Here is a 24,904-nt window from a genome sequence, read left to right as displayed (position 1 = left end):
CCTCAGTCGTCGTCGCGGTCCTGCACCGCGGCCTCGGCCGGGGTCAGGACCTTCACCGACCCGAACGCCCCGACGACGTGCACGTCCACCGTCCGGTCGCCGGGCGCGGCGCACGCCGTCGGGCACTCGGTCGAGCCGAACACGGTGAACCCGGAGACGTCCGCCCGCGTCCCCTCGGGCACGAGGACCGTCGTCGAGCCGAACACCGTCACCCCGCCCACCCGGTCGCCGGCCTCGGCCCCGACGGTGCGGGACCCGAACACGGTCAGTCCCTCGGTGATCGGCACGACCTGCGCCAGTCCCCAGACCGCGGCGACGGCCACCGCGACCGCGGCGAGGATCCCGCCGGCGCGTCGCCCGGCGGCCGCGGCGAACTCCCCGGCCGGTGCCCGGAGGGCCCCGGTCGGCGCCCGTTCGACGGCGGCGGTGGGCGTCCCGGCGGTGTCGGCCGGGAGGTCGCGGGTCAACGGCTCCAGGTCGGCGCGGGTGCGGGCCGCCCAGGCCGTGGCCGAGCGCTCCTCGTACTCGGGCAGGGACAGCCGTCCCTCGCTGTGCGCGCGCTGCAGCCGGGCGTCCACTGCCCGCCGCTCGTCGTCCCCCACCCGGTACCCCGCCTCGTCCCCCACCCGGCCATTCTGACCCGTCCGGGCGGGTCGGGGGAGCGGTGCCCGGCGATCAGGCGTCGCGCGAGCCCGTCGCGGCGGTGACGTCGAGACCGCGCGCGGCCAGCCACGGCAGCGGGTCGATCTTGGTGCCGTCCGGCTCCCACACCTCGAGGTGCAGGTGCGGGCCGGTGGACTGGCCGCGGTTGCCGACCTCGGCGATCTCGTCGCCGGCCTTGACCTGCTGGCCCTCCTGCACGAACGACCGGTTGATGTGGCCGTAGACGGTGCTGGTGCCGTCGGGGTGCTTGAGCACCACCCACATCCCGAAGCCGCTGGCGGGACCGGACTTCTCCACGACGCCGTCGGTGAGGGCGAAGATCGGGGTGCCGATCGGGGCGGCGAGGTCGATGCCCTTGTGCTGCACGCCCCAGCGGGCGCCGAAGCCGGAGGTGAACCGGCCCGCCGTCGGCAGGACGAACGCCTCGCCGTCGTACAACACGGCTTTCGGGGCGCCGTGCGACATCGCGGTCGTCACGGCCCGCTCCAGCTTGGCGGCCTCGCGGCCCATCCGGGCGGCCTTCGTCAGGTTGGCGACGTCGACCTTCGAGGTGGCGTCCAGGTCGGGCAGCGACGCGGCCTGCGCGCTGAGCTGCTCCCCGCCGATCGCGGAGGTGTCCAGCGGGGCGGTCGTGTCGGCCGGGCGGGTGTCGCCGGACACCGGCAGCATCGCCGACGCGGCGAGCCGGGCGTAGGACTCCTCGACCGAGGCCTCACCGCCCCAGCCGGGCACCCCGAGGGCCCCGGCGACCGTCTGACCGGCCGCGACCAGCGCACCGCCGGCCGCCGCGGCGACGGTCACCCGGGTGCGCGAGACCACCGGCGGGGGAGCCGGGAGCGCCGGGAGCCGGTGACCGGCCGGCGGCACAGGGGGGAGCGTGCCGGGCCGGGCCTCCGGTCGCGTGGCGCCGCTGGGGGAGCGGTGGCGCGACAAGACTGCCCTTCTGGTGGTCAAGGGCGCCGCGGGCCGTTCGGCGGTGATCGTCGGAGTGGGGGCTCCGTCGGGGGATGGTGTCGTTCGGGGCGACACCGATCACCGTGACCGGTCCGTGACGTGGACAACGCGACGGTAACCCGGGCCTCGCCGAGCGGCAACGGCGGGCCATCGCGCCGTTGCGGACGGTCGTGGATCATCGGCGACCGGTCGGGCGGTCATCGACGCGACGGCGAACGGAGGAGCCCCGTTCCCCCGCGCGGACCGGTCCCTCAGGCGCCTTGCGCCGCGTGCCGTCCGACCAGTCGCAGCGACCCGCGCAGCCTCCGGTCGCGCACCCGGTCGTGCTCGCGGCGCTCCGCCTCGCCGCGGGCCAGCGTGCTCGCCACGAAGTGCACGGTGCGCCGGTCCACCGGCAGGGCGAGGTGGCCGACGTCGTCGAGCTCCAGCTCGGTGACGTCGAGGTCGGGGTGGCGCAGCCGGGAGTTCCGCTGCGGGACGATGATCTCGTCCATCCGTGACCAGACCACCAGGAACCGGGTCCGGCAGCCGGGGGCCGGTTCGTCCAGCTCACGCAGGATCGGCGAGCCGGGGCGGAGCTGGCGGCACAGCGGAAGCGGCGCGAGCCGGGCCAGGTTGCTGCCCGCGTGCGGGCTGCCGAGCGTCGCCAGGGTGTCGACGACGGCGTCGCCCCCCATCCGCTGCACGTAGTAGCGGGCGATCACGCCGCCGAGGGAGTGCCCGACGATGTGCACCCGGTCCGACCCGGTGGCCTCGCGCAGTCGTTCGACGTGGCCGCGCAGCTCGTGCGCCGCGGTGCGGACGTCGTCGGTGAGCAGGCTGTAGTTGATGGCGTGCACGACGCCGAAGCCGCGCCGGCGCAGCTCGTGGGCGAACACGGTGAACACCGAGCGGTTGTCCATGATCCCGTGCACCAGCAGGATCGGCGTCCCGGCCGCGGCGGGGTCGGCGACGACCAGGCTCCGCTTGACCGGCGGCAGGCTGTCGGTGCGCCAGTGGCCCTGCGGGCGGACGGTCTCCTCGGCCAGTCCGATCGGGTACAGCGCGAGGTGCGCGGCCAGCCAGGCGCCCTCCAGCGCCAGCCCGCGCAGGCCCGCACGCGAGGTGAATGTTCGCGCGGCGTAGCCCGCCGCCTGCGCGAGATCGGACGTCGCGGCCGTCACTGTCGACAGCGCCCCGTCGGCGATCGCGTGCAGGCGAGCGCCTCCGGGTAGCGACGTCGCCATAGTCGAAAGGTAAGGCAGGTCACAGGATTCCGCTGTCTCGCGGAGCGATCCGTGGTCCCGATCACTCGGACGGTCCATCTGAATCGAGCACTGCGCCGACAGGGTGACTGCGGTCACCGGCCCAGGTCAGGACCGGTGCGCGCGGCGTGGCTAGGCTCCCCGACGCAGCATCACCGACGTCCGCGACCGCTGCCGCCCGCCACCTGTGCGGGGCGCGCCCGGGGAACGAGCCGGGGACGCGCCGGTCGCGGCGAGAGCGAAGTGGAGCGGGAGAGCCGAGTGGACCTCTACGAGTACCAGGCGAAGGACCTCTTCGCCGCGCACGGAGTCCCGGTGCTGCCGGGCCGGACCGTGGACAACGCCGCCGACGCGGCGGCCGCGGCGGCCGAGCTGGGCACCGCCGTCGTGGTCAAGGCGCAGGTCAAGACCGGTGGTCGGGGCAAGGCCGGCGGCGTGAAGCTGGCGCAGGACGCCGACGAGGCCAAGGAGAAGGCCGAGGCCATCCTGGGCCTCGACATCAAGGGCCACACCGTGCACCAGGTCCTGGTCACCGAGGCCAGCGACATCGCCGAGGAGTACTACTTCTCCTTCCTGCTGGACCGGTCCAACCGCACCTTCCTGGCCATGTGCTCGGCCGAGGGCGGCATGGAGATCGAGCAGCTGGCCGTCGAGCGGCCGGACGCGCTGGCCCGGATCGCGATCGACCCGATCGCCGGCGTCGACAAGGCCAAGGCCGACGAGATCGTCGCCGCGGGCAAGATCCCGGCCGCCGTCGCCGACGAGGCCGCGAACGTCATCGTGAAGCTCTGGGAGACCTTCGTCTCCGAGGACGCGACGCTGGTCGAGGTCAACCCGCTGGTCCGCGACCCGCAGGACAAGGTGATCGCCCTCGACGGCAAGGTCACCCTCGACGCCAACGCGGACTTCCGGCACCCGGCGCACGCCGAGCTGGTCGACGAGCGCACCGAGAACCCGCTCGAGGCGAAGGCCAAGGCCAAGGGCCTCAACTACGTCAAGCTCGACGGCGGCCAGGTCGGCATCATCGGCAACGGCGCGGGGCTCGTCATGAGCACCCTCGACGTCGTCGCCTACGCCGGCGAGGCGCACGGCGGGGTCAAGCCCGCCAACTTCCTCGACATCGGCGGCGGCGCCTCGGCGCAGGTCATGGCCGACGGCCTGGACGTCATCCTGGGCGACGACGAGGTCAAGAGCGTCTTCGTCAACGTCTTCGGCGGCATCACCGCGTGCGACGCGGTGGCCAACGGCATCGTCGAGGCCCTCAAGATCCTGGGCGACGAGGCCACCAAGCCGCTGGTCGTCCGCCTGGACGGCAACAACGTCGAGGAGGGTCGTCAGATCCTCGCCGACGCGAACCACCCGCTCGTCACCGTGGTGGGCACGATGGACGACGCGGCCGCCAAGGCCGCCGAGCTCGCGAACGCTGGAGCCTGAGACATGTCGATCTTCCTCAACGAGAACAGCAAGGTCATCGTCCAGGGCATCACCGGTGGCGAGGGCACCAAGCACGCCACCAAGATGCTGGCGGCCGGGACGAACATCGTCGGCGGTGTGAACGCCCGCAAGGCCGGCACCACGCACACGGTCGGCGGCAAGGACGTCACCGTGTACGGCACGGTCGAGGAGGCGATCAAGGAGACCGGCGCCGACGTGTCGGTCATCTTCGTCCCGCCGAAGTTCGCCAAGGACGCGGTCATCGAGGCCATCGACGCCGAGATCCCGCTCGCGGTCGTCATCACCGAGGGCATCCCGGTGCACGACTCGGCGTATTTCTGGGCGCACGCGGTCGCCACGGGCAACAAGACCCGGATCATCGGCCCGAACTGCCCCGGCATCATCTCGCCCGGCAAGTCCAACGCGGGCATCATCCCGGCGAACATCGCCGGCCCCGGCAAGATCGGCCTGGTGTCGAAGTCCGGCACGCTGACCTACCAGATGATGTACGAGCTGCGTGAGTTCGGCTTCTCCACCGCCATCGGCATCGGCGGCGACCCGGTCATCGGCACCACCCACATCGACGCCCTCGAGGCGTTCGAGGCGGACCCCGAGACCGAGGCCATCGTGATGATCGGTGAGATCGGTGGCGACGCCGAGGAGCGCGCCGCGGACTTCATCAAGGCCAACGTCACCAAGCCGGTCGTCGGCTACGTCGCGGGCTTCACCGCTCCCGAGGGCAAGACGATGGGCCACGCCGGCGCGATCGTGTCCGGCTCGGCCGGCACCGCGCAGGCGAAGAAGGAGGCCCTCGAGGCCGCCGGCGTGAAGGTCGGCAAGACGCCGTCCGAGACCGCCGCCCTGATGAAGGAGATCCTCTCCGCCTGATCGGAGCGCTCTCCGCACGTCCGACGCGCGGGCCCCGGGAACTCCTCCCGGCGCCCGCGCGTCGTGCTGTGTGCACCCCGTGCGCCTCACCCGGTCGTGTCGGGGGCATCGGCTAGCGTGCGGTGCAGCGAGTCCGTCCGTCACACGGGAGTGGTCGTCATGTCGAGCAACGAGCCAGGGGCCGCCCCGGCTCCCGAGCAGGCCCCGCCTGCTCCGACGGTGCGGATCGCCGTGCTGGCGGGGGCCGTGCTGGCCCTGCTGGCGCTGGTCCTGACCTTCTTCGACGTCACCACCGGGCTGTTCCCGGTCGCGATGGTCGTCGCCGGTGGTGTCGCGGGTGCGCTCACCCTGCTGCCCGGCACCGGCCGCACCCTGGTCGCGGGTGTGGTCCTGTCGACGACGGGTGCGCTGACGATGCTGCTGGTCCTGGCCGGTGCCGGCACCGCGGCGATCGGCGGCACGCTGGGCTGGGTCGTGTTCGTGGTCGCCCTGCTCGCGGGCGCCGCACTGCTCTACGCCCAGCTCCTCCTGTCCGGCGTGGTCGCCGCTCCCGCCCCGCGGGCACAGCGCCCGTCTCACGTCGGGCAGCCCGGCTGGGGCCCCGGCCAGGTCCCGCCGGGCCAGCAGGCGCCCTGGATGCCGCAGCAGCCCTACGGCGTGGGCCAGCCGGGAGCCGCGGCGCCGTACGGCGCGGCCTCCGGTGCTGCGCCCTACGCGGCGGACCCCTACGCCGCGGGCCAGTACGGCGCGAGTCCCTACGGGGCCCCGTCCGGCGCCGCTCCGTACGCCCCGGGGCAGCCCGGTGGGGTGCAGCCCGGCACAGGACAGCACGGTGGGGGCCAGCACGGCGCGGGCCAGCACGGCGCCGCGCAGCCGGGGGCCGGCCAGTACGGCGCCGGTCAGTACGGCGCCGGTCAGTACGGACCGGGTCAGTACGGCGCCGCCCCCTACGGCGCCTCCGGCGCGGTGCCCGCGGCGTCGCAGCCCGCCGTCGGGCAGTACCCGGGCCAGCCCGGGGCCCACGGCGCGCCCGAGGCGCCCGGGGTGCAGGACCGGACCGGCGACGACGCGGGCCGGCACGCGGTCGGCGGCGGACGCGGCCCGCAGGCCGACGCGGCACCGCACACGCCGTCCGGCGGGGGTGGCGCCTTCTCCGGGGTGTCCTACGGCGATCGCGCCGCCGCGGTGACCGGCACACCGGGATCCGAGCAGGCCCCGCCCGCGACCACCCCCCACACGGCGGGCGCGGACCAGGCGGGCGAGGACACGGGCGTCACCCGCCCCTCCGCGATTCCCGGCTCCACCCCGGCCGCCGGTGAGCAGGCCGAGGATCCCGGGCCTCCGGCCACCGGCGATGCCGAGGCCACCCGCACCTTCCGGCCCGGCGGTGACGGCTCCGCCTGACCTGCCGGGACCGTGGGCCCCGGCACGTCACGGCGTGCCTGCCCCTCCCGGACGGGGTTCGCTGCGACGCTGACCGGGTGAGCACCACCCCGCCCCGTCCCGCCCGCGGTCGCCCGGCCTCCCGGGCCCGGTCCACCGGGCCCGCACCCGAGCGGTCCCGCGGTGGGCGCGCGACCGCCGTCGCGGAGCGGGAGCGGGGGCACCGCCGCCCCGTCCGGACCCCGACGCGCGGCACCGGGACCGGCACCGGGCTGGACCGGCTGCGGATCCTCCTCGTGGCCACGATGGGTGCCGTCCTCGCCGGGTACACGATGCTCGTCCCGGTGGCGGCGCTGCTGACCGGCACCGGCGGCGTCGAGGTCACCGCGGACGGGGCACTCGCCACCGCCGTCCCGTTGTGGCTGGCCGCGCACCTCATCCCGGTCGCCGTGGACGGGCGTCCGTTCGGGGTGCTGCCGCTGCTGCCGACGCTGGTGGTCGTCGCGCTGGTCGCCTTCTGCTCGCGCTGGGCGGTGCTCCGGCTGGGCGGGCGGGTCCGGCACGACGCCGGTGCCGTCGTCGCCTCCCAGGCCGGGGCCGCCGCCGCGGTCGCCGTGCTCGCCGGGGCGCTGCTGCCGCGGGACATGGCCGTGACCGCGCCCTGGGCCTCGATGATCGGGGCCGGGCTGGTGGCCGGGACGGCCGCCGGGATCGGCGTCGTCCACGCGTGCGGGGCCCCGGCCGCGTGGCAGCGGGTGCTGGCCGGGTGGCCCGGCGCGGCACTCGCCGGGGCCCGGGTCGCGGCCGCCGGGCTGCTGCTGGTCGCCGCCCTCGTCCTGACCGTGGCGCTGCTCGCGAGCGCCTCGGACGTCGCCGACACCGCCGAGCGCATCGCCCCCGGGGCCTGGGCGGGCTTCGGGGTGCTGGTGCTGAGCGTGGGGTACCTGCCGAACGCCCTGGTCGGGGCGCTGTCCTGGGCGCTGGGCGCGGGGGTGTCGGTCGGCATCGCCCGATCGGGCCCGTTCGGCGCCGAGCCGGGGCCGCTGCCGCCGTTCCCGCCCGTGGCGGTCCTGCCCGTCACCACCGTCCCGACGGCCGCGGTGCTGGTCGTGCTGCTGCCCGTCGTCGCGGGGGTGCTCGGCGGGATCGCCTGCCGCCGGGCGCTGGGGGAGGACGCGCCGGTCGTGGAGCGGGTCGCGGCCCCGGCGACGGCGGCGGTGGTCGTCGCGGTCGGGGCGGCGGTCCCGGCGGCGCTCGCGGGCGGTGCGCTCGCGGGCGGGCCCTACGACCCGGTGTCGTTCCACCCGTGGGCGGTCCTCGGCTGCGCGTTGCTGCTGGTCGGGATCCCGGCCGTGCTGACCTGCGCGGGGACCGAGCTCGCCCGGCACGTCCCGATGGGCGGCACCGACCGGCCGCGGACCGCGGTCGACCGGGCCCGGGCCGCCCGGGACCGCCGTCGCACCCCGACGGTGGCGGAGCTGGTCGAGCGCCGTCGCACCGCCGGGGCACCCGTCCGCCGGGTCGACGCCGCGTGGGACGACGACGGAGAGCACGGCGACGTCCATCCCCACCGCCACGCCGTCTCCGACGAGGAGCCCGACGGAGCCGGGCGCACGGCCTCCCGCCGCGGCGCCGCGGACGAGGGCCCCACCGAACGGGACCGCGACCGCGGCGACCACGTGGCGGACAGGGCCGACCGGGACCGCAGGGCCGACAGGGCCGACTGACCCGTCGCGGCCCACGACCAGGGCCGGGTGACCCGGGCCACCGCACCGGGCGCCGTCGCCGTCGGAGGGCGCGTCTACCCTGGCCAGGGGCCGTGGAGCGGCCCGGACCGGCGAGGAAGGGACACGGTGGGCGCGCAGGAGCGGCACGAGGCGCTGCGGGTCGTCGTCCTCGTCTCCGGGAGCGGGACCCTGCTGCAGGCACTGCTCGACGCCGCGGACACTGCGGACACTGCGGACGCCGGGTTCGCCGTCGTCGCCGTCGGGGCCGACCGCCCGGGTGCCGCCGGGCTCGACCGGGCCCGTGCCGCCGGCGTCCCCACCTTCGTCGAACGGGTCGCCGACCACGCCGGCCGCGACGCCTGGAACACCGCGCTCGCCGCGGCCGTCCTCGCGCACCGGCCGGGCCTCGTCGTCGGGGCGGGGTTCATGAAGCTCGTCTCCCCGGCCTTCCTGGACGCGCTCGGATGCCCGATGCTGAACACGCACCCGGCCCTGCTGCCGGCGTTCCCCGGCGCGCACGCCGTCCGGGACGCGCTGGCCGCCGGGGTGCCCGTCACCGGCGCGACCGTGCACGAGGTCGACGCCGGGCTCGACACCGGACCGGTGCTCGCACAGGCGGAGGTCCCCGTGCTCCCGGGCGACGACGAGACCTCCCTGCACGAGCGCATCAAGACCGAGGAACGACGGCTGCTGGTCGCGACCGTGCGACGGTTCGCCACCGCCGCCCAACCCCACGAGGTGAACAGTGAGTGAGCGCAGGCCGGTACGCCGGGCCCTGATCAGCGTCTACGACAAGGCCGGTCTCCTCGACCTGGCCACCGGGCTGCACGCCGCCGGGGTGGAGATCGTCTCGACCGGCTCCACCGCCCAGCGGATCGCCGACGCCGGCGTCCCGGTCACCCCCGTCGAGGAGGTCACCGGGTTCCCCGAGTGCCTCGACGGCCGGGTCAAGACCCTGCACCCGCGGGTGCACGCCGGGCTGCTCGCCGACACCCGCAAGCCCGAGCACCTCGCCCAGCTCGAGCAGCTGAACATCGCGCCGTTCGACCTGCTGGTGTCGAACCTCTACCCGTTCCGCGAGACCGTCGCGTCCGGCGCGAGCCGTGACGAGGCCGTCGAGCAGATCGACATCGGCGGCCCGGCGATGGTGCGGGCCTCGGCGAAGAACCACGAGAGCGTCGCGGTCGTCGTCGACCCGTCGCGCTACGCCTGGGTGCTCGAGCAGGTCGGCGCGGGCGGTTTCGTCGTGGAGGACCGCCGCAGGCTCGCCGCCGACGCCTTCCGGCACACCGCCGCCTACGACGTCTCGGTCGCGACCTGGATGGGCGAGCAGTTCCCCACCGGCGACGACGAGGCCTCCGCCGAGTGGGTCGGCGCCACCTGGACCCGCGAGCGCCCGCTGCGCTACGGCGAGAACCCGCACCAGTCCGCCGCGCTCTACACCGACGGCACCGGCTCCGGCCTCGCCGGTGCCGAGCAGCTGCACGGCAAGGAGATGTCCTACAACAACTACGTCGACGCCGACGCCGCCTGGCGCGCCGCGCACGACCACGGGGACCGCCCGACGGTCGCGGTGATCAAGCACGCCAACCCGTGCGGGATCGCGGTCGGCGCCGACGTCGCGCAGGCCCACCGCAAGGCGCACGCCACCGACCCGGTGTCGGCGTTCGGCGGGGTCATCGCGGTCAACGGCGAGGTCTCGGTCGCGATGGCCGAGCAGGTCGCCGAGATCTTCACCGAGGTCGTCGTGGCCCCCGGCTACGCCGACGGCGCGCTGGAGGTGCTGGCGCGCAAGAAGAACGTCCGCGTGCTCCGCATCCCCGACGGCGCCGCCCGCACCGGCACCGAGCTGCGCCCGATCTCCGGCGGGCTGCTGGTGCAGCAGCGCGACCTCGTCGACGCCGACGGCGACGACCCGGCCGCCTGGAAGCTCGTCACCGGCGACGCCGTGGCCCCCGAGGTGCTCGACGACCTGGCGTTCGCCTGGCGCGCCTGCCGCGCGGTGAAGTCCAACGCGATCCTGCTCGCCCACGACGGCGCCGCGGTCGGCGTCGGCATGGGCCAGGTCAACCGGGTCGACGCGGCGAAGCTCGCCGTGACCCGGGCCGGGGACCGGGCCCGCGGCGCGGTCGCCGCCTCCGACGCGTTCTTCCCCTTCCCCGACGGGCTGGAGGTGCTGCTCGACGCCGGTGTCGCCGCCGTCGTGCAGCCCGGCGGCTCGGTCCGGGACGAGGAGGTCGTCGCGGCCTGCGCCAAGGCGGGCGTGCCGATGTACCTGACCGGGACACGGCACTTCGCCCACTGACCCGCTGCTGACCCACCGATCCACCCGACGGCCCGGGACCGCCTCGCGCGGTCCCGGGCCGTCGGCGTTCGGAGCAGCTCGGAGGGTCTTCCGGCCGAGAATGTCAGGGGTGCGTGCGACGGTCCTCCCGTCGTCGTCGCCACCCCCACCCGGGGGATGCGGAGCGGCGGCACGGGCCCTATGCTTCGAACATCAGTTCAAGCACGCGTCGCCTTCCCCGCGGCGCGCCGGGCGAGGTCGCGGCCGTTCGGCCGTGGCGCGGTGTGTGGCGGGGAGGTACTGCGGTGCGCGTCGGTGCGGGCGAGGGGCCGGTCGTCGTCGGGGGAGCGGCGGCGGTCGGCCGGGTGATCGGCGGTGCCGGTGGGGGAGCCGGCGCCGACGTCGGGGCCGACACCGGTCCGGAGGGGTCCGGGCCGGTGGTCGGAGCCGGGTCCCGTGTCCCCGGGGGCGGGCGGGAGCCGCTGCCCGGGGCGCGGGGCCCGGCCGGGGGGCCGGGGTCCTCGGCAGGCTCCGCCGCCGAGCGGCTCGCCCGGGCCCGGCACGTCCTGCACCGGACGGAGACCCGGGCGGGCCTGGAGCGGTCCCGGTCGGGGCCCGCGGGGCCCTGCCCGGAGCCGGAGGCCCCGGCCCGCAGGGTCGGGACGGTCGAGCCGCGTCCGGTGAGCGAGGCGGACCTGCTGCCGGTGCCGGGGCCGCTGGCCGGTCTGCTGCCCGGTGGGGGCCTGCGGCGGGGATCCACCGTGGCGGTGGGCGTGGGATCCGGTGCGGGGTCGCTGCTGTTCGCGCTGCTGGCCGCCGCGCCCGCGGAGGGCGCGTGGGCGGGTGTGGTCGGCCGCCCCGGACTCGGCGCGACGGCCGCGGCGGAGGCGGGCGTGCGGCTGGACCGGCTGGCGCTGGTCCCCGACCCCGGTGCGGACCTGGTCGGGGTGACCGCGGCGCTGCTGGACGGGCTGGACCTCGTGGTCGTGGCCGGGCCGGAGCGGGCCGGGCTGCGGGCCGGTGACCGGCAGCGGCTCGCCGCGCGGACCCGGCAGCGGGGCGCGGTGCTGCTGGCGCTCGGCGGGTGGCCGGGGGCCGACCTGCGGCTGCACTGCACCCGTCCGCGCTGGGAGGGCGTCGGTCGCGGGACGGGGCGGCTGCGGTCCCGGCGGGTCGAGGTCCGGGCGGAGGGGCGCGGGATCGGCCCGGCCGGCCGGGGGGTGGAGGTGCTCCTCCCCGGGCCCGGCGGGACGGTCGCCCCGGCCCCGGTGACGCCCTCGGTCCCGGTGGCGCCGTCGGTGCCCGCGATCGCCTCGGTGCCGTCGGTCCCCGCGGTCCACGGGCCGGCGGTGGGCGAGGCCCCGGTTGCGCGCCCCGTGGCCCGGGCGGCGGGATGAGCACGTCCGGTACGACGGAGGCGGGCGGCGTGACGGGTGCGGTCGGCAGGGCGGACGCGGGCCCCGTCGGGAGCGCGGGCGGCAGCGCGAGCGTGCGCGGCGGAGCCGGCCCGGGCGACGGTGGGCGGGCGGAGCCCGACCCGCGGGTGCTGGCGGTCTGGTCCCCGGACTGGCCGGTCACCGCGGCCGCCCGCGCCGCGCACGTCCCGGCGGACCGGCCGGCCGCGGTCCTGCACGCCAACCGGGTCCTGGCCTGCTCGGCGACGGCCCGCCGGCACGGCGTCCGCCGGGGGCTGCGGCGTCGGGAGGCGCAGGCCCGGTGCCCGGAGCTCGTGGTGCTCGCCCCCGACCCGGGGCGCGACGCCCGGCTGTTCGAGCCGGTCGTCGCCGCGGTGGAGGCGCTCGCCCCCGGCGTCGAGGTGGTGCGGCCGGGGCTGCTGGTGCTGTCCGCGCGCGGTCCGGTCGGCTGGTTCGGCGGGGAGCGCGCCGCGGTGGAGCGGCTGATCGACCAGGTCGCGCTGCACGCCGGGACCGAGTGCCAGATCGGCGTCGCGGACGGGATGTTCGCCGCCGAGCTCGCCGCCCGCCGGGGGCGTGGGGTGCCGCCGGGGCGGTCGGCGGAGTTCCTCGCGCCGCTGGAGGTCGCCGAGCTGGACCGGGACCCCGACGTCGACCGGGCTGCGCTGGTGGACCTGCTGCGCCGGTTGGGGCTGCGCTCGCTGGGGGCGTTCGCGTCGCTGTCGGAGGCCGACGTGGCCTCGCGCTTCGGCGCCGACGCGGTGGCCGCGCACCGGCTCGCCCGCGGGCGAGACCCCCGCCCGCCCGCGCGCCGGGTCCCGCCGGAGGAGCTGGCCGCGGCGGTCGAGCTGGATCCACCGGTGGACCGGGTCGACGCGGCCGCCTTCGCCGCGCGGGCGCTCGCGACCCGGCTGCACACCGCGCTCGCCGGTCACGGCCTGGCCTGCACCCGGCTGGGGGTGCACGCACGCACCGAGAGCGGGGAGGAGCTGCTGCGGGTCTGGCGGTGCGCCGAGCCGTTGACCCCGTCCGGGACGGTCGACCGGGTGCGCTGGCAGCTCGACTCGTGGCTCGGGCGCGGCGGCTCCGGGACGCTGGTCGCGCTGCGGCTCACGCCGGAGGACACCGTGGTCGCCGGGGCGCTGCAGCGCGGGTTGTGGGGCGACGTCGGCGAGGGCGACGAGCGGGCCGGGCGGGCCCTGGTCCGGGTGCAGGCGCTGCTCGGGCCGGAGGCGGTGTTCACCGCGGTCCCGACGGGTGGCCGCGACCCGGGCGAGCGGGTGCGGCTGGTGCGGTGGGGCGACGAACGGGTCGTCGAGGACACCGCGGAGCCCGCCCGCCCGGGGCCCGCGGTCCCCGCGGCGGACGGTGGAGGGGGACCCGTCGGGGGCGCCGGGCAGGAGGACCCCGCGGGGGCGGCCCTCGTCCCGGGGCGGATGACGGTGGCCGCCCGCCCGGGCGCCGCCGCACCCGGGACGGTGCTGCCCAGGACGGCGGTCGGGTCGAGCAGTGTCCGGCCACGGTCAGCGGCGGGCCCGGCGGTGACGGCGCCCGCTGGTCGCGGAGCCGGGGAGCGCACCACCGCCCCGGCCGGGTCGGCAGGCCCAGTCGCCGGTCCGGGCGGTGGGCGGGCCGGGACCGAGCACCACCGCCGCGCCCCCGGCCGTCGTCCCCCTGCCGACCCCCCGGCGACCTGGCCCGGCCGGCTCCCGGCACCGTCGCCGTCGACGGTGCCCCCGGACCCGGTCCCGGTCCGGTTGCTCGCCGCGGACGGCACCGAGGTGCACCTGGCCGCGCCGGACCTGCTCGACGGCGTCCCGCACCGGGTCGCGGGCGGTGACCCGGACCGGGAGGTCACCGGCTGGGCCGGGCCCTGGCCGGTGCACACCCGCTGGTGGGACCCCGACGGCCCCGGGCCCGCGGTCCGGCTGCAGGTCGTGCTCGCCGACGGCGCGGCCCTGCTGCTCGTGCGCCGCGGCGGCCGCTGGGAGGTGACCGGTGTCTACGACTGAGCCACCGGCCGACGGCGGGCACCGCAGGCGGCACCGTCGTGCCGACAGCGCTGCCCACGCGGCCGGAGCGGGGCCCGGCGCGGCCGGGTCAGCGCTGTGGGACCCCGGTGAGGTCGACCGCGAACCGGCCGATCGCCGAGGCCATCGCCGTCACGTTCCGGTCCAACGCGGTCCGGTCGATGTTGGTCAGCCGGTCGCAGGGTGTGTGGTAGCAGGGGTCGTAGGACTGCCCCGCCGTGCCGCCCCACTTCTGCGCCTGCTCCGGGGTCTTCCGCTCCTCGGCGCCGGTGAACAGGCCACCGGCCGGGATGCCGGCATCGATGAACGGGCCGTAGTCCGAGCGCCCGTCGAACGCGGTGCCCTCGGGGCCGTTCACGCCCGCCCCGACCAGCGCCTCGGTCAGGACGCGCTCCGCAGTGTCGGAACCGGGCGGGCCGGCCTCGCCGCCGAGGCCGTCGGAGTTGTCGCCGTCGTAGACGAGGTAGCCGGGGTTCGGCGAGCCGACCATGTCGAAGTTGAGGTACAGCGCGATCCGCGCGCGGTCGGCCTCGGACAGGCCCTCGACGTACTTCGTGGCGCCGACCAGGCCGATCTCCTCGGCGCCCCACCACGCGAAGCGCACCTTCTGACCGACCGGCGGGGAACCGCCGAGCTTCTGCGCGATCTCGAGCAGGGCGGCGCTGCCGCTGCCGTTGTCGTTGATCCCGGCGCCCTCGGGGACGCTGTCGAGGTGGGCCCCGGCGACCACGACGCTGGCCGGGTCACCGGTGGTGGTCTCGGCGATCACGTTCCGCGAGGTCTGCTGCCGGATCGTGGTGTCGAGCACGAGCGAGGCCTGCTGGCCGTCGCGCAGGGCGGCCCCGGCGGACTTCGTCACGGACGCCGTCGGGACGACCCCCGGGGTGTCGCCGAGGGTGGCGGGCAGGGCCGCGTCCTCGGTGTTGATGACGATCACCGCCACCGCACCCGCTGCGCCCGCGAGCCGGGACTTCTGCCCGAACTCGCAGGTCCCACGCTCGACGACGGCGATGGCCCCGGCCGGCATGCCGGTGTAGTCGGCCGCCTCGCAGCCCGGTGTCGGGTCCTGCGGGGTGCGCGGGCGCAGCGACAGCGGCGCGGTCAGCCCGCCGGGCGGGGTGGCGGGGGAGAAACCGAGCACCTCGGTCGTCACGGGGGCGCCGGCCACGGTCAGCCGCGCGTCGCCCGCGGAGAAGGTCCGCACCTCGAACGACGGTGTCGACACCGTGAACCCGCTCGCGCGCAGCGTCCCGACGACGTGGTCGACGGCCGCGTCGTACCCGGGGGTGCCCACGGCGCGGTTGCCGGCGTTCGCGTCGGCGAGCTTCTCGAACTGCTGCAGGTGGGCGTAGGCGCCGTCGCCGCCGACCGCGGCCGCGAGCCGCTGCGGGAGGCCGGGATCGCCCTGTGCGGCGGCCTGGCCCCCGCCGCCGGCAGCGCCGATCGTCGCGGAGCCCGGTGCCGCGGGGACGTCCGCGCAGGCCGCGAGCGCGACGACGGCCACCCCGGCCGCTGCGACCCTGACCAGCCGGTTCCCCAGCCGCGGCCGGTACCGGCCCCCGTCGTGCTCGCCCGTCCCATGGAGCCACCCCTGTCGTCCGGCCCGGTGCCGGGCCTCGTCCGCGCCGGGTGTCCGGCGCTGCTCGGTGCGTGCGCGGCACCGGTCGGGTGCCGCGGCGTCGGACCAGCATCCGTCATCGGGCGTGGTCGTGCGGTGAACCGACGATCACGACATGGCGTCACGAACACGACGGTACGGCCCGGCGCGACCCGGGCCGCGGTGATCCTCGGTCGATCCACACCGGGGTCTCAGTCGTTCCACAGGTTCGGCTGGTGGACTCGGAGATGTCGGCGGGGCGGTCCACGAACCACCTGCCGGCACCGGATGGGTACGTCCGGGTGGCCCGCGGGCCGGCGCTGGGGAGCGGCCGGTGTGCCGCGCCGGAGCCCGGATCCGCCGTGCGGGGCCGACCGGCGCTGGGGAGCAGCCGGCCGGCCCGCACGGCGACGCCCGTCCGCGGAACCCGGCACTCGACGTTCGAACTCATGTTCGAGTACCGTGCACGGATGGGCTGGCAGAACCCGGACGTCCCCTGGGCGGAGCTGGAGAGCGCGCTGTCGGGCCGGCCCGTGCGCGACGGCGCGAGCCTGCGCGGCGGCCCGGAGGCCGACGGCGGGGACGCCCCCGCCTGGTCCGTCCACCGCGACCCCTACGAGCCGCCCGAGGGCCTGCGCCCGGCAGGGCCCGGCGTCGTGCCGTACGCGGAGCTGCACTGTCATTCGCACTTCAGCTTCCTCGACGGCGCGAGCGCTCCGGAGGAGCTGGTCGAACGCGCCGCCGAACTGGGGCTGGAGGCGGTCGCACTCACCGACCACGACGGCATGTACGGGGTCGTGCGGTTCGCCGAGGCGGCCCGCGCGCTCGGGGTGCGCACGGTGTTCGGAGCCGAGCTGAGCACCGGGCTGACCGCGCCGCAGAACGGCGTCGCCGACCCCGAGGGCGAGCACCTGCTGCTGCTGGCCCGCGGCCCCGACGGGTACCGCGCGCTGTGCCGCACCATCTCCACCGCGCAGATGCGGGGCGGGGAGAAGGGCCGGCCGGTCTACGACCCGGACGAGGTCGTCGCCGACACCGCGGGGAAGGTCGTCGTACTCACCGGCTGTCGCAAGGGCGCGGTGCGCCGGGCCCTGGACCGCTCGGGCCCGGCGGCCGCCGCGGCGGAGCTGGACCGGCTGGTCGCGTGCTTCGGTGCGGAGAACGTGCGGGTCGAGCTGACCGTGTACGGCGAGCCCGGCGACACCGAGCGCAACGACGTGCTGGCCGCGCTGGCCGAGCGGGCCGGGGTCGCGACGGTGGCGACGACCGGTGCGCACTACGCCACCCCCGACCGGGCCCCGCTGGCCGCGACCGTCGCCGCGGTCCGGGCCCGGCGCAGCCTCGACGAGATCGACCCCTGGCTGCCCGCGGCGGGCACCGCGCACCTGCGGTCCGGGCAGGAGATGGCCCTGCGGTTCGACGAGCGCCACCCCGGCGCGGTGGAACGCGCGGCGGAGCTGGGCCGGGAGCTGGCGTTCGAGCTGCACCTGGTGGCGCCGGACCTGCCGCCGTTCGACGTCCCGGCCGGGCACACCGAGACGACGTGGCTGCGGGTGCTGACCGAACGCGGCCGGATGGAGCGTTATGGCAGCTATGACGAGAACCCGTTCGCGGCGTACACCGTGCAGCGCGAGCTGGAGATCATCGAGGCGAAGAACTTCCCCGGCTACTTCCTGATCGTCCACGGCATCGTCGACTTCTGCCGCCGGTCGGACATCTTCTGCCAGGGCCGGGGCTCGGCCACGAACTCGGCGGTCTGCTACGCGCTGGGCATCACCAACGTCGACGCCGTCCGGCACGGGCTGCTGTTCGAGCGGTTCCTGTCCCCGGAGCGCGACGGCTACCCCGACATCGACCTCGACATCGAGTCCGGTCGCCGCGAGGAGGCGATCCAGTACGTCTACCGCCGCTACGGCCGGCTGTTCGCCGCACAGGTCGCGAACGTCATCACCTACCGGCCGCGGTCGGCGATCCGGGACACCGCCCGCGCGCTCGGGTTCTCACCCGGCCAGCAGGACGCCTGGAGCAGACGCGTCGAACGCTGGCACGCCCTGGAGGCGAGCGAGCTCCCGCAGGAGATGCCGCCGCTGCTGCTGGACCTCGCGGGGCAGCTGTTGGGTGCGCCCCGCCACCTGGGCATCCACTCCGGCGGCATGGTCATCTGCGACCGGCCGGTGTCCGAGGTCGTGCCGGTGGAGTGGGCGCGGATGGCCGACCGGACCGTCGTGCAGTGGGACAAGGAGGACTGCGCCGCGGCCGGGCTGGTGAAGTTCGACCTGCTCGGGCTGGGCATGCTCACCGCGCTGCACCTGATGGTGGACCTGGTCGAGACCGTCACCGGCGAGCGGATCGAGCTGCACGAGATCGGCGAGTCCGACCCGGAGGTCTACGCGATGCTGTCGCGCGCCGACTCGGTCGGGGTGTTCCAGGTGGAGTCCCGCGCCCAGATGGCCACCCTGCCGCGGCTGCGCCCACGCAAGTTCTACGACCTGGTCGTCGAGGTCGCGCTGATCCGGCCCGGCCCGATCCAGGGTGGCTCGGTGCACCCCTACATCCGGCGGCGCAACGAGCTCGAGACCTGGGAGCACGACCATCCGCTGCTCAAGCCTGCGTTGCACAAGACGCTGGGCATCCCGCTGTTCCAGGAGCAGATGATGCAGATCGCCGTCGACGTCGCGGGGTTCACCGCGGCCGAGGCCGACGAGCTGCGCCGGGCGATGGGGTCCAAGCGGTCCACCGAGCGGATGGAGCGGCTGCGGGAGCGGTTCTACGACGGGATGGCCGCGAACGGGATCACCGGCGAGCTCGCCGAACGGATCTTCACCAAGATGCTGGCCTTCGCGAACTTCGGGTTCCCGGAGAGCCACTCGATCAGCTTCGCCGCGCTCGTCTACTACTCGGCGTGGTTCAAGCTCTACCACCCGGCGGCGTTCTGTGCGGGCCTGCTCAACGCCCAGCCGATGGGCTTCTACTCGCCGCAGTCGCTGGTGGCCGACGCCCGCAGGCACGGCGTGCGGGTGCACCGGCCGGACGTGAACGCCGGGCGGGCCGACGCCGTCCTCGAGCCCGACGACGACAGCACCGGTGGCCAGGCGGTCCGGCTGGGTCTGGCGGGCGTCCGCACCGTCGGTGCGGACCTCGCCGGGGTCATCGACGCCGAGCGCGACGCGGGCGGGCCGTTAGCGGACCTGCCCGACCTGGCCCGCCGGGTCCGGCTGACCGGCCCGCAGGCCGAGGCGCTGGCGACGGCCGGCGCGTTCGGCTGCTTCGGGGTGGAGCGGCGGGAGGCGCTGTGGGCGGCGGGCGTCGTCGCGGGCGTGCGGCCCGAGCACCTGCCGGGCACCGCCGCCGGATTCGACGCGCCGGCGCTGCCGGGGATGACCGAGGCGGAGCTGACCGTCTCCGACGTCTGGGCCACCGGCGTCTCCCCGGACAGCCACCCGGTGCAGCACCTGCGCGCGGACCTCGACGCGCTCGGTGCGGTCCGGATCGACCGGCTCGACGAGGTGGGCCGCCGCGCCGGCCCGGACACCCCGGCCCGGGTGCTGGTCGGGGGACTGGTCACCCACCGCCAGCGCCCGGCGACGGCGGGCGGGGTGACGTTCGTGAACATCGAGGACGAGTCCGGGATGCTGAACGTGACCTGCTCGGAGGGACTGTGGGCGCGCTACCGGTCGGTGGCGCTGGGGAGTGCCGCGCTGCTGGTCCGGGGCCGGCTCGAACGCAGCCCGGAGGGCGTGCTGAACCTGCTGGCCGACCGACTGCAGCGGATGCCGCTGGCGGTGAAGGTGGCGTCCCGGGACTTCCGCTGACCGTCCTGCCCGCGGCCGACACCGGGACCGGGCGGCACACCGCGGGCCCCGCCGGAGGAACCGGCGGGGCCCGCGGGTGGGCCGCGACGGGGTCAGGACCTGACGAGCGGTCCGCCCATCGACATCGCGCGTCCGCCCAGGGTCTGGCCGAACGCGTCGAACAGGATGTAGGCGAACACGAGGCAGAACGCGAACGTCGCGATCCCGGCGATCGGGAACAAGCTCGCGTTGCCCGCGGTCACGCCGATGTAGGCCAGTACGAAGGTGATGTCGACGAGCACGAAGCCGATCGTGAACATCAGCGGCAGCCGCAGCGTCGCCAGAGTCAGCAGGACGAACACCAGGGTGAAGGAGAGCAGGTAGGTCGACTGGATCGACCCCACCTGCTCGGTGGACAGCGCCTGCCCGGTCCCGGCGTCGATGATCCAGCCGTTGTTCAGCGCCATGAGCAGCACGCCGAAGCTGGTCCAGAACGCGGAGAAGACGGCGAAGATCGCGGCGGTGACGCTGTCCCCGACGCGCAGCGCGGCCATGGCCGACAGCAACAGGAACAGGCCCGCCGAGAAGGTCAGGATCGGGATCATGCCGCCGGGCAGCGCGGTGGTGTCCAGATAGCCCACGAACCACAGGCCCAGCGTGATGCCGGACGGCAGGAAGCAGATGAGACCCATCAGGGCCGGGTTGCCTGCCGGGGCGGCTGCTGCCGGGGCGGGCGGGGCAGCAGCCTGTGCTCCCGCGGTGTCGCTCTCCACGCTCATGGAAAACTCCTCGTCGAGTTCATGACCGGCCGTGCACCGGTGGTGTGATTCTCCTCTCATGGAGATCGTTCATCGCCCCTCCGTACGGCCAGACCCCGGCCTGTGCCCCGGTTGCACGCGATCGGACCGTCGTCGCAGGTCGCTGGGGCGGCGTCCCCTACCCGCCCGGCACGCGGGCGTCCTCCGGTCAGGTTCGACCGGCCCGGGCGCTGCCTGAGAGGATGCCCGGGTGAGCGCACGCGTGATGGACGGCAAGGCGACGTTGGCGGAGCTGCTCGACGACCTGCGGGGCCGTGTCGAGAAGCTGACCGCCGCCGGGGTGACCCCCGGCCTGGGCACGGTGCTGGTCGGTGACGACCCCGGGTCACACGCCTACGTGCGCGGCAAGCACCGCGACTGCGCCAAGGTCGGGATCACCTCGCTGCAGCGTGAGCTCCCCGCCGACGCGAGCCAGACGCAGGTCGAGGACACGATCGACGAGCTGAACGCCGACCCGACCTGCACGGGCTTCATCGTGCAGCTCCCGCTCCCGGGCGGCCTCGACGCCGGCGCCGCGCTGGAGCGGGTCGACCCGGGCAAGGACGCCGACGGCCTGCACCCGACGAACCTGGGCCGGCTGGTCCTCGGCGAGCCGGGACCGCTGCCGTGCACCCCGCGCGGCATCGTCGAGCTGTGCCGCCGGTTCGGTGTCGAGCTGGACGGGGCGCGGGTCGTCGTGGTGGGTCGCGGCGTGACCGTCGGCCGCCCGCTGGGGCTGCTGCTGACCCGCCGCTCGGAGAACGCGACCGTCACCCTATGCCACACCGGCACCCGGGATCTGACGGCGCACCTGCGGGAGGCCGACGTCGTCGTCGCCGCCGCGGGGAGGGCCGGGCTCATCACCGCCGACCAGATCAAGCCGGGCGCCGCGGTGCTCGACGTCGGGGTGACCCGGACCGACCTGGGTCTGGTCGGTGACGTGGCCCCCGAGGTCGCCGAGGTCGCCGGACTGCTGGCGCCGATGCCGGGTGGTGTGGGGCCGATGACCCGAGGAATGCTGCTGACGAACGTCGTCGAGGCCGCCGAGCGGAGCTTGTCGGAGTGACGGACAGCAGGGGGCAGTGATGGTGGAGACCCGCTCCGGGCACGGTCTGCGGGCCCGGCTGCGGGCGCACTGGCCGCTGCTCGTCGTCCTCGGGGTGTCCCTGGTCGGTCTGCAGCGGGTGGTGACCGAGCACTGGCGCGAGGGGTCCGCGGCGTTGGCGGTGGCGATGCTGGTCGCCGCGGGGCTGCGGGTGGCGCTGCCGCCGGACCGGGTCGGGCTGCTCGCGATCCGCGGCCGCTACGCCGACGCGCTGGTGTACGGCGGGTTCGGCGTCGTCGTCCTGCTGCTCGCGCTGACGATCACGCAGGGCTCGCTGACGATCAGCTGACCCCGCCCCGGTCCGGGCCGGGTTCAGCTCCGGCTGCCGCCGGTCGTCTCGGGCCCGGCGGGACGCCTGGTGGGTGGCCGGCGTGGGTCGGCGGGGCGCTTGCTGCCCGGACGGCCGGGGCCGGTGCTCGTCGCCCGCGGTACTCGCACCGGAGCGCCCGACGGGGCGGGGGAGCGCGGCCCGGTCGGGCTGGTGCGGGGCAGGGCGATGATGATCATAGCTAACGTAATTGTACCGGCGAGTACGGTCGGACCGTGACCGGGGTTGCGCCGGACGGGTCAGTGACGTCGCCCACGGCGTCGCTCATGATCACTCGATGATCGCAACGATCACCCTCCGGCCACCCGGACGGCGGTGTGGTGTCGCGAACGGGTCCACGGATGGTGGTCGTCCCGACACGGCGACGGCCCGCCCTCCCGGTAGCGGGGGACGGGCCGTCGCCGGTGGGGCTACTTGCCGGCGAAGGCGTCGATCGCCGCGTTGAACGTGGCGCTCGGCCGCATGATCGCGTCGGTCTTCGCGCGGTCGACGTAGTAGTAGCCGCCCAGGTCGACCGGGTCGCCCTGGACCGCGTTCAGCTCACCGACGATCGTGTCCTCGGCGGCGGCGAGCTTCTCGGCGAGCGGGGCGAAGATCGCGGCCAGCTCGGTGTCCTCGGTCTGCGCGGCGAGGGCCTGCGCCCAGTACAGCGCGATGTAGAAGTGGCTGCCGCGGTTGTCGAGCTCCCCGACCTTGCGCGACGGCGACTTCCCGTTCTCCAGCAGCCTGCCGGTGGCCTCGTCGAGGGTCTGGCCGAGCAGCTTCGCCCGCAGCGGCTCCTCGGTCTTCGACGCCAGCATCTCCAGCGAGACGGCCAGCGCGAGGAACTCGCCGAGGGAGTCCCACCGCAGGTGGTTCTCCTTCTGCAGCTGCTGCACGTGCTTCGGCGCGGACCCACCGGCGCCGGTCTCGAACAGGCCGCCGCCGTTCATCAGCGGGACGATCGACAGCATCTTCGCCGACGTGCCCAGCTCCATGATCGGGAACAGGTCGGTGAGGTAGTCGCGCAGCACGTTGCCGGTGACCGAGATGGTGTCCTCGCCCTTGCGGGTCCGCTCCAGGGTGTAGCGGGTGGCCTCGGCGATCGGGAGGATCTCGATGGTCAGGCCGTCGGTGTCGTGCTCGCCCAGGTACTTCTCGACCTTCGCGATCAGCTGCGCGTCGTGGGCGCGCGCGGAGTCCAGCCAGAAGACGGCGGGGGAGCCGGTGGCCCGGGCCCGCTCGACGGCCAGCCCGACCCAGTTGCGGATCGGGGCGTCCTTGGTCTGGCAGCCGCGCCAGATGTCACCCTCGCCGACCTCGTGCGACAGCTTCTCCTCGCCCGTGGCCGCGTCGACGACGCGCACGGTGCCGGCGGAGGCGATCTCGAAGGTCTTGTCGTGGCTGCCGTACTCCTCGGCCTTCTGCGCCATCAGGCCGACGTTCGGGACGGTGCCCATCGTCGTCGGGTCGAAGGCGCCGTTGGCCTGGCAGTGCTTGACGGTCTCGTCGTAGAGCGGGGCGTAGGACGAGTCCGGGATGACGAACTTGGTGTCCTGCAGGGCGTCGTCGGCGTTCCACATCTTCCCGGAGGAGCGGATGGCGGCCGGCATCGAGGCGTCGATGATGACGTCGCTGGGGACGTGCAGGTTGGTGATGCCGCGCGAGGAGTCGACCTGGGCCAGGGCCGGGCCGGTCTCGTAGGCGGTGGTGATGGCCTTCTCGATCGCCTCGCGCTTGTCGGCGGGCAGCTTCTCCAGCGCGGTCAGGATCGAGGCGAGACCGTCGTCGGGGTCGGCGCCGACGGAGGCGAGGTCGTCGCCGTAGGAGTCGAAGACGTCGGCGAAGTAGGCGCGGACGGCGTGCCCGAAGATGATCGGGTCGGAGACCTTCATCATCGTGGCCTTGAGGTGCACCGAGAACAGCACGCCCTTGGCCTTGGCGTCGGCGACCTGCTCGGCGAGGAAGGCCCGCAGTGCCTCGCGACGCATGACGGCGCCGTCGAACACCTCGCCGTCCAGCAGCGCGATCTTCTCCTTCAGCACCGTGACGGTGCCGTCGGCGGCGACGTGCTCGATGCGGACCGCGCCGTCACCGGCGGCGGTGAACGAGGTCTCGGAGTGGCGGAAGTCGCCCTCGTCCATGGTGGCGACGTGGCTGGTGGAGTCGGGGCTCCACGCGCCCATCGAGTGCGGGTGCTTGCGGGCGAAGTTCTTCACCGACAGCGGGGCGCGGCGGTCGGAGTTGCCCTCGCGCAGCACCGGGTTGACCGCGGAGCCCTTGACCGAGTCGTAGGCGGCGCGGGCCGCCTTCTCCTGCTCGGTCTGCGGGTTCTCCGGGTAGTCCGGTACGTCGTAGCCGGCACCCTGCAGCTCGGTGATGGCCGCCTTGAGCTGCGGGATCGACGCCGAGATGTTCGGCAGCTTGATGATGTTGGCGTCCGGGGTCTTCGCCAGCTCGCCCAGCTCGGCCAGCGAGTCCGGGACGCGCTGGGCCTCGGTCAGCCGGTCCGGGAACTTCGCCAGGATCCGGGCGGCGAGGGAGATGTCGCGGGTCTCCACGTCGACCCCGGCCTGTCCGGCGAACGCCTCGATGACCGGCAGGAAGGAGTGGGTCGCCAGCGCCGGCGCCTCGTCGGTGTACGTGTAGGTGAGCTTCATCGCGTCCTCAGGCCTGCCTCGGCTCGTCGTGTGTGCTGCCGTGTCCAGCGAGCGGGCCGCGACGGCGCCGGCGGACGGGCCCGGGACGACCGGGCGGGTCCCCGGCGCGGCGACCCGCTGACTGGGCCACACGCTATCTGTTCACCGGCTCCGCACGCCCGTAGGAGTAACCGGCCCGACACCCCCGTGATGGTCGAGCCCGTGGCCGCGGACCGGCTACCGTGGTCGGCGGCAGCGTCCGACGGGAGGGGAACCACGGTGGCGAAGGTCTTCGGGCTCACCCGGAAGTCCCTCCTGAGGGGCTGGCCGCTGGTGGGGCTCATCGGTGTCGGCCTGACGGCCGTCGCACTCGCCTACGGCGGTGTCACGGGCGATCTGGAGACGACCGGCTGCCGTGTCGTCGTGCAGGGCGAGCAGGTCACGGTGCGCGCGGCCCCCGGCAACTCGGCGGCACCGGTCCGCACGCTGCCGGTCGGCACCGAGGTCGCGGCCGAGACGATCGTCGACGGCGGCTTCCGCAAGCTCACCGAGCAGAACCAGTGGGTCCCGGTGGACTCCGTCGCCGCGACCCCGGGCAGCCGGTGCTGAACCCGTCGCGCAGCGTGATCATGGGTGCGGCACAGTA

18 protein-coding genes are annotated in these 24,904 nt (G+C 75.4%); 12 read left to right on the top strand and 6 right to left on the bottom strand.

Annotated features, from left to right (window positions below; genetic code table 11):
• Window positions 1–2: 2 nt before the first annotated feature.
• The 3 genes from Ae717Ps2_RS40095 to Ae717Ps2_RS22730 form a co-directional block, all read right to left on the bottom strand.
• Window positions 3–626, bottom strand: coding sequence for a DUF1707 domain-containing protein (locus Ae717Ps2_RS40095; protein WP_075310216.1), 624 nt, complete (start codon window positions 624–626; stop codon window positions 3–5).
• Window positions 627–675: 49 nt separating this feature from the next.
• Window positions 676–1,530, bottom strand: coding sequence for a M23 family metallopeptidase (locus Ae717Ps2_RS22735; protein ID WP_020624864.1), 855 nt, complete (start codon window positions 1,528–1,530; stop codon window positions 676–678).
• A gap of 338 nt (window positions 1,531–1,868) precedes the next feature.
• The gene (locus tag Ae717Ps2_RS22730; RefSeq protein ID WP_020623376.1) at window positions 1,869–2,843 is read right to left on the bottom strand and encodes a triacylglycerol lipase; all 975 of its coding nucleotides are present in this window, start codon (window positions 2,841–2,843) and stop codon (window positions 1,869–1,871) included.
• Window positions 2,844–3,104: 261 nt separating this feature from the next.
• Between Ae717Ps2_RS22730 and sucC the strand changes: the two genes are divergently transcribed.
• The 8 genes from sucC (at window position 3,105) to Ae717Ps2_RS40500 (ending at window position 14,004) form a co-directional block, all read left to right on the top strand.
• Window positions 3,105–4,295: an ADP-forming succinate--CoA ligase subunit beta gene (gene sucC / locus Ae717Ps2_RS22725; RefSeq protein WP_255407945.1), complete on the top strand. Its 1,191-nt coding sequence runs from the start codon at window positions 3,105–3,107 to the stop codon at window positions 4,293–4,295.
• A gap of 3 nt (window positions 4,296–4,298) precedes the next feature.
• On the top strand, window positions 4,299–5,183 hold the full coding sequence (sucD, locus tag Ae717Ps2_RS22720) for a succinate--CoA ligase subunit alpha (RefSeq protein ID WP_020623374.1): 885 nt from the start codon (window positions 4,299–4,301) through the stop codon (window positions 5,181–5,183).
• 159 nt (window positions 5,184–5,342) lie between these two features.
• The gene (locus tag Ae717Ps2_RS22715; RefSeq protein ID WP_139318924.1) at window positions 5,343–6,587 is read left to right on the top strand and encodes a DUF5336 domain-containing protein; all 1,245 of its coding nucleotides are present in this window, start codon (window positions 5,343–5,345) and stop codon (window positions 6,585–6,587) included.
• Window positions 6,588–6,664: 77 nt separating this feature from the next.
• Complete coding sequence (locus Ae717Ps2_RS22710; RefSeq protein WP_075310224.1) at window positions 6,665–8,293, top strand: DUF6350 family protein; 1,629 nt, start codon at window positions 6,665–6,667, stop codon at window positions 8,291–8,293.
• Between the two features lie 126 nt (window positions 8,294–8,419).
• Entirely contained in the window at window positions 8,420–9,046 is a 627-nt protein-coding gene (purN, locus tag Ae717Ps2_RS22705) for a phosphoribosylglycinamide formyltransferase (RefSeq protein ID WP_075310226.1), read from the top strand.
• Entirely contained in the window at window positions 9,039–10,598 is a 1,560-nt protein-coding gene (purH, locus tag Ae717Ps2_RS22700; RefSeq protein ID WP_075310228.1) for a bifunctional phosphoribosylaminoimidazolecarboxamide formyltransferase/IMP cyclohydrolase, read from the top strand. Before purN ends, purH begins: the two co-directional genes overlap by 8 nt.
• 284 nt (window positions 10,599–10,882) lie before the next feature.
• The gene (locus tag Ae717Ps2_RS39295) at window positions 10,883–11,974 is read left to right on the top strand and encodes a hypothetical protein (RefSeq protein ID WP_075333880.1); all 1,092 of its coding nucleotides are present in this window, start codon (window positions 10,883–10,885) and stop codon (window positions 11,972–11,974) included.
• Complete coding sequence (locus Ae717Ps2_RS40500; protein ID WP_083702472.1) at window positions 11,971–14,004, top strand: hypothetical protein; 2,034 nt, start codon at window positions 11,971–11,973, stop codon at window positions 14,002–14,004. Before Ae717Ps2_RS39295 ends, Ae717Ps2_RS40500 begins: the two co-directional genes overlap by 4 nt.
• Before the next feature lie 88 nt (window positions 14,005–14,092).
• On the opposite strand, the gene Ae717Ps2_RS22685 is transcribed toward Ae717Ps2_RS40500, so the two are convergent.
• A complete protein-coding gene (locus Ae717Ps2_RS22685) occupies window positions 14,093–15,526 on the bottom strand; it encodes a M28 family metallopeptidase (protein WP_198932225.1) in 1,434 nt (477 codons plus the stop codon).
• A gap of 563 nt (window positions 15,527–16,089) precedes the next feature.
• Here Ae717Ps2_RS22685 and Ae717Ps2_RS22680 point away from each other — a divergent pair.
• Complete coding sequence (locus Ae717Ps2_RS22680; RefSeq protein ID WP_075334351.1) at window positions 16,090–19,431, top strand: error-prone DNA polymerase; 3,342 nt, start codon at window positions 16,090–16,092, stop codon at window positions 19,429–19,431.
• Window positions 19,432–19,523: 92 nt separating this feature from the next.
• Here Ae717Ps2_RS22680 and Ae717Ps2_RS22675 read toward each other — a convergent pair whose 3' ends face one another.
• Window positions 19,524–20,189, bottom strand: coding sequence for a GPR1/FUN34/YaaH family transporter (locus Ae717Ps2_RS22675; protein ID WP_075310236.1), 666 nt, complete (start codon window positions 20,187–20,189; stop codon window positions 19,524–19,526).
• A 229-nt stretch (window positions 20,190–20,418) separates the two neighbouring features.
• Between Ae717Ps2_RS22675 and Ae717Ps2_RS22670 the strand changes: the two genes are divergently transcribed.
• Together Ae717Ps2_RS22670 and Ae717Ps2_RS22665 are read left to right on the top strand one after the other, a co-directional pair.
• Window positions 20,419–21,273, top strand: a complete 855-nt coding sequence (locus Ae717Ps2_RS22670) for a bifunctional methylenetetrahydrofolate dehydrogenase/methenyltetrahydrofolate cyclohydrolase (RefSeq protein WP_075310238.1) — start codon at window positions 20,419–20,421, stop codon at window positions 21,271–21,273.
• A gap of 19 nt (window positions 21,274–21,292) precedes the next feature.
• Window positions 21,293–21,601 carry a DUF3017 domain-containing protein gene (locus Ae717Ps2_RS22665; RefSeq protein ID WP_043276732.1) on the top strand — a complete coding sequence of 103 codons (309 nt, stop codon included), beginning with the start codon at window positions 21,293–21,295 and terminating at the stop codon, window positions 21,599–21,601.
• Between the two features lie 449 nt (window positions 21,602–22,050).
• On the opposite strand, the gene Ae717Ps2_RS22660 is transcribed toward Ae717Ps2_RS22665, so the two are convergent.
• Complete coding sequence (locus tag Ae717Ps2_RS22660; RefSeq protein WP_075310240.1) at window positions 22,051–24,279, bottom strand: NADP-dependent isocitrate dehydrogenase; 2,229 nt, start codon at window positions 24,277–24,279, stop codon at window positions 22,051–22,053.
• 258 nt (window positions 24,280–24,537) lie between these two features.
• Between Ae717Ps2_RS22660 and Ae717Ps2_RS22655 the strand changes: the two genes are divergently transcribed.
• Entirely contained in the window at window positions 24,538–24,867 is a 330-nt protein-coding gene (locus Ae717Ps2_RS22655; RefSeq protein WP_139318925.1) for a hypothetical protein, read from the top strand.
• The last annotated feature ends 37 nt before the right edge of the window (window positions 24,868–24,904 follow it).

The organism is Pseudonocardia sp. Ae717_Ps2, from assembly GCF_001932475.1.
Classification (GTDB): domain Bacteria; phylum Actinomycetota; class Actinomycetes; order Mycobacteriales; family Pseudonocardiaceae; genus Pseudonocardia.
The sequence above is the reverse complement of the archived record's forward strand: the minus strand, read 5'-3'. Positions and strand labels throughout refer to the sequence as shown.